Source organism: Microcystis sp. M53598_WE2, from assembly GCF_030067735.1.
Lineage (GTDB): Bacteria > Cyanobacteriota > Cyanobacteriia > Cyanobacteriales > Microcystaceae > Microcystis > Microcystis aeruginosa.
The window spans coordinates 1-3,885 of the sequence record NZ_JASJFE010000655.1; the positions used below are offsets into that span (position 1 = coordinate 1).

Genomic DNA, 3,885 nt, shown 5'->3' on the forward strand with positions numbered 1-3,885 from the left:
AGAGTTTTGAGTTAAAAGTAAAACTTCAGGTTTTTATTCATAACAAATGTACTAATTAACTAATTTTTGGGGTAAAATTAGTTAAGCCACCATTATAACATATAATTAATTTGCAAGAGTTCTATTGTAGAATTAGAGAGGGAAGTTATCGTTTTTCTAAGATAACTCGACCGACTCAACTGCAACAAAAAGCGTTAGATTTATTGGGAGTTTCCCTAATTTGTACCCAGTAACGGGGTGCTGGAAATTCTCTTAATCCCTCCTACAGCACAGGTTATGGCCTTTTGTCAACGGGGAAGTCCAGTAATATTTAACAGTAAAGCCGCCGTAAAACGGCGGGGTTTCAGACCCAAATTTTCGATGATGAGTGGATTCGGAATGTTTTGAAGAATAGACCTGATCTCACGGAGGAGCGTCTTCACCGCACAAAAGCTCTGATGAACAGTAATGTACGTGACTGTCTCGTTCAGGGTTATAAAGATCTAATTCCATCGCTAAACTTACCAGATGCCAATGACCGTCATGTACTAGCGGCTGCCATTTGTGCAGGAGCCGATGTGATTGTTACATACAATCTGTCAGATTTTCCGGCTACAACTCTTGAGCAATATGGTATCGAGGCTCAGCATCCCGATGAGTTTATTATTCATCTGATTGATTTAGCTCCTTCAGTGATCTGTGAAGCTGCTAAGCAACAGCGAATCAGTTTAAGAAATCCACCGCAAAGTGTTGATGGGTTACTTGCCGCTTATGAAAGGCAAGGTCTAGCCAGACTGTAGCAGAACTCAGGGTGTACGATGGACTACTTTGAAATTCTGGTTCTTCGTTACTTGGTATGGTTCGATAGGGGGGCATAAATCGACTAAATCCTTATCTGGTAAGAGACTTAATTGATTAGTTCGCTCTAGATCAAAAACAATTGACAAAAATCGCTAAATGCCTTTCTATATAAGTGTTCCATCCCTTATAACCCCCGTCCATTGCATAACACAAACCGAAGAGCCGAAATTCTCAAAACTTTGTCTGTCTAACGGCTCAAATCAGCGGCGGCAGATAACCTCGAACTCAGCACCAGCAGCTTCCACCCGTCCGCTGCCGTGACGTGTTAGCTGGCGCATGGGACAGAATTACCCGATAAAATAGGTGTAGATTAAATACTTTAAAGATTCGCCCCATGAACTCAACAGTTAGCTTGCTTACCCGCATTACTCAAACACCTGGTCAGTGTGGTGGTCGTCCTTGCATCCGAGGGATGCGAATTCGAGTGACTGATATTTTAGAAATGTTGGCTGAGAACGTTAGCATTAATGAAATTTTAGAAGACTTCCCCGATTTGGAACTAGCAGATATCCAAGCTTGTTTGCTTTTTGCAGCTCGCCGTACTGATTTCCCCAGACTAACGGCATGAAAATTTGGATTGATGCCCAACTACCTCCAACGCTGGCGAACTGGTTATCAGCGACTTTTGGTTTAGAAGCGTCTGCTCTACGAGACTTGTCCCTTCGAGATGCTCAAGACATCAATATCTTTGAAGCAGCGCGAGCCGAAAATGCCGTGATTATGACTAAAGATAGCGACTTCATTGATTTGGTCTGTCGCCTGGGAACACCTCCCCAAATTTTATGGTTGACCTGTGGTAATGTCACGAATCGGAATCTGCGCCAATTGCTGTCAGCTACTTTACCTGATGCTTTAGAACAACTACGTCAAGGAACAATGATCGTAGAGATCAGCAATGCTCCTTAAGCTATTCATTAGATCTCTTGCATAAGTCTAGACAAAATAGGATAAAATAGTCCAAGAGTTAAGATTGAAAGATGAATTACGAACAAGTAAAAACTTTAAAGCCAACAGAGTTCAAACGTTTGTGGGTCGTGTATCCAGATACATTTAAGGATATGGTAACAGTCCTAAAGGCAGAAAAAGTTTGGCAAAAAAAGACAGGTAGGCCTAGCAAATTGAGTACGGAAGACCAACTACTAATAACATTAGAATATTGGCGAGAATATCGCACCTATTTTCATCTGGGAAATAGTTGGGGTGTTAACGAATCAACGGCGTATAGAATTGTTAGGAAAGTAGAGAATATTCTCATCAAATCAGGTCTGTTTAATCTACCCGGAAAAAAAGCCCTCTTAGAAAGTAATAGTGAAATAGAAGTAATAGTGGTGGATGTGTCAGAACAGGAGATAGAAAGACCCAAAAAAAAACAGAAATCATGCTATAGTGGCAAGCAGGGATACCACACATTAAAGTCGCAAGTCGTTGCCGATCTCGCGCAGCGAGCGCGTTGCGACCAAAAAAGCGAGCAGGTAATCTGTGTCCGTTGTGAGAAAGGAAGAGTCCATGATTTTCGACTGTGGAAAGAGAGCAAAATAAGGTTAAATAAGGAAATAGAAATATTAGGGGATAAAGGCTATCAAGGAATTCAGAAGCTCCATCAAAACAGTCAAATTCCTCATAAAAAAAAGAAAAAAGAAAAACTAAGTAAAGAGCAAAAAAAAGCCAATCGTCAGTTATCACAACGGCGCATAGTTATAGAACATATTCATCGTCGTCTCAAAATATTTCGGATACTTTCATCAAGATACAGAAATCGCAGACGGCGATTTGGTCTGAGATTGAATTTGATTGCTGGTATCTACAATTACGAACTTCGTTACCGACAAAAGGATATATCTTGATTACTTTTGCAAGAGATCTAATGCCTCTTTGTTTCATTACAATCATAGAGATGCAATCTGTGAGGCTATAGCCTTTATCAGGACGTTCATCGAATAGTTGAAATCCAGCTTGTCTTAGTTGAGGCGTGTAAGAAATAATTTCCATATTCGACTCTTGGCAAATTTGAAGGTAAGTAGCAAGAGCTTTTCGACGCATAATCGCACCTTTAGTTGCAAAATAATTGAGTGTTTCATCTACAATGCCATCGGTAGTTATGAGGTAATCATCTGCATATTTTTGGGCATAATTTAAGGCAATAAAGTGCCAGTTATCCCTGGGATTAATCAAGGCAATCCAATAAAAAGTATCAGCAAAGATGAGTTTCATTGTTATTGTTTTGGTGTGCCATAAAGATAATGATCGTGTTGTTCGGCTCCATCGGTGGGTAGGGTTTCTAAGACTTCTGGGGGAATATCGGCGGTGAGTTCTTCGATAAATTGCCAAAAGGGTTGTTTCGGTTTGGCGGTTTGGGTTTGATGGAGGAAATCGAGGAGTTGGTGAATGGTTTCATCGGAAGCGGTTTCGATTTCCTGGAGGAGTTGTTCTTTGGCTGTCATGGCTGGTTTGGGATGGGGAGATGTTCCAGATTATAGCGATCTCTATTATAAACAGTTGAAAAAAGTAATTGCCTTTATTTTTTAGGGGTTTTCAAAGAAAAAAGCTTCTAAATCTCGCTCTCCTTTGATAAAAGGCATGATTTCTAGCCCTTGCTCAGTTAAGCGATAGAAAATAATGTAGTTTTTCATCGGTAAGCCACGCAAAGAGGGACGAATCTCTCGATAACTGCGCCCCATTAGAGGAAATTGGGTAAGATAACGACACTTTTTGCTAAACTCTTCTAGAAATTTCTCGGCCGCATTAATATTGGTATTAGCCAAATAATCAAGAATTTGTTCCATATCTCGAAGGGCTTCAGTCGAAATGATGTATTGATTTATAGCGGTTCTCGCATCTGTGCGGCACACTTAAACCTTTGCTGATTAAGCTGTTCAGGATCGGGAATTTACCTCTTGTGAATCAGAAACGCTATATAAATATTTAAGGTTCTTCGTTACTTGGTATGGTTCGATAGGGGGGCATAAATCGACTAAATCCTTATCTGGTAAGAGACTTAATTGATTAGTTCGCTCTATATCAAAAACAATTGACAAAAATCGCTAA

Annotated in this window: 6 protein-coding genes; 4 read left to right on the forward strand and 2 right to left on the reverse strand. The window is 40.2% G+C overall.

The genetic code is table 11. The annotated features are described in order from the left end of the window. The first annotated feature begins 437 nt into the window (after positions 1–437). From PX636_RS13305 to PX636_RS13320, 4 genes are all read left to right on the forward strand, one after another. On the forward strand, positions 438–779 hold the full coding sequence (locus tag PX636_RS13305) for a VapC50 family PIN domain-containing toxin (protein ID WP_155120309.1): 342 nt from the start codon (positions 438–440) through the stop codon (positions 777–779). A 395-nt stretch (positions 780–1,174) separates the two neighbouring features. After that, positions 1,175–1,408, forward strand: a complete 234-nt coding sequence (locus tag PX636_RS13310) for a DUF433 domain-containing protein (protein ID WP_002799619.1) — start codon at positions 1,175–1,177, stop codon at positions 1,406–1,408. Next, a complete protein-coding gene (locus PX636_RS13315; protein ID WP_041804105.1) occupies positions 1,405–1,746 on the forward strand; it encodes a DUF5615 family PIN-like protein in 342 nt (113 codons plus the stop codon). Before PX636_RS13310 ends, PX636_RS13315 begins: the two co-directional genes overlap by 4 nt. Before the next feature lie 71 nt (positions 1,747–1,817). Beyond that, entirely contained in the window at positions 1,818–2,684 is an 867-nt protein-coding gene (locus PX636_RS13320) for an IS5 family transposase (protein WP_288117556.1), read from the forward strand. A 369-nt stretch (positions 2,685–3,053) separates the two neighbouring features. Here PX636_RS13320 and PX636_RS13325 read toward each other — a convergent pair whose 3' ends face one another. Both PX636_RS13325 and PX636_RS13330 read right to left on the reverse strand, forming a co-directional pair. Further along, the gene (locus PX636_RS13325; protein WP_002797529.1) at positions 3,054–3,281 is read right to left on the reverse strand and encodes a hypothetical protein; all 228 of its coding nucleotides are present in this window, start codon (positions 3,279–3,281) and stop codon (positions 3,054–3,056) included. 81 nt (positions 3,282–3,362) lie between these two features. Further along, entirely contained in the window at positions 3,363–3,689 is a 327-nt protein-coding gene (locus PX636_RS13330; RefSeq protein ID WP_288117557.1) for a type II toxin-antitoxin system RelE/ParE family toxin, read from the reverse strand. Positions 3,690–3,885: the final 196 nt, after the last annotated feature.

What these genes read in the sequence shown, in the direction of transcription:
- PX636_RS13305 (WP_155120309.1), top strand. Translation starts at nt 438, where the DNA reads ATGAACAGTAATGTACGTGACTGTCTCGTTCAGGGTTATAAAGATCTA.
- PX636_RS13310 (WP_002799619.1), top strand. Translation starts at nt 1,175, where the DNA reads ATGAACTCAACAGTTAGCTTGCTTACCCGCATTACTCAAACACCTGGT.
- PX636_RS13315 (WP_041804105.1), top strand. Translation starts at nt 1,405, where the DNA reads ATGAAAATTTGGATTGATGCCCAACTACCTCCAACGCTGGCGAACTGG.
- PX636_RS13320 (WP_288117556.1), top strand. Translation starts at nt 1,818, where the DNA reads ATGAATTACGAACAAGTAAAAACTTTAAAGCCAACAGAGTTCAAACGT.
- PX636_RS13325 (WP_002797529.1), bottom strand. Translation starts at nt 3,281, where the DNA reads ATGACAGCCAAAGAACAACTCCTCCAGGAAATCGAAACCGCTTCCGAT.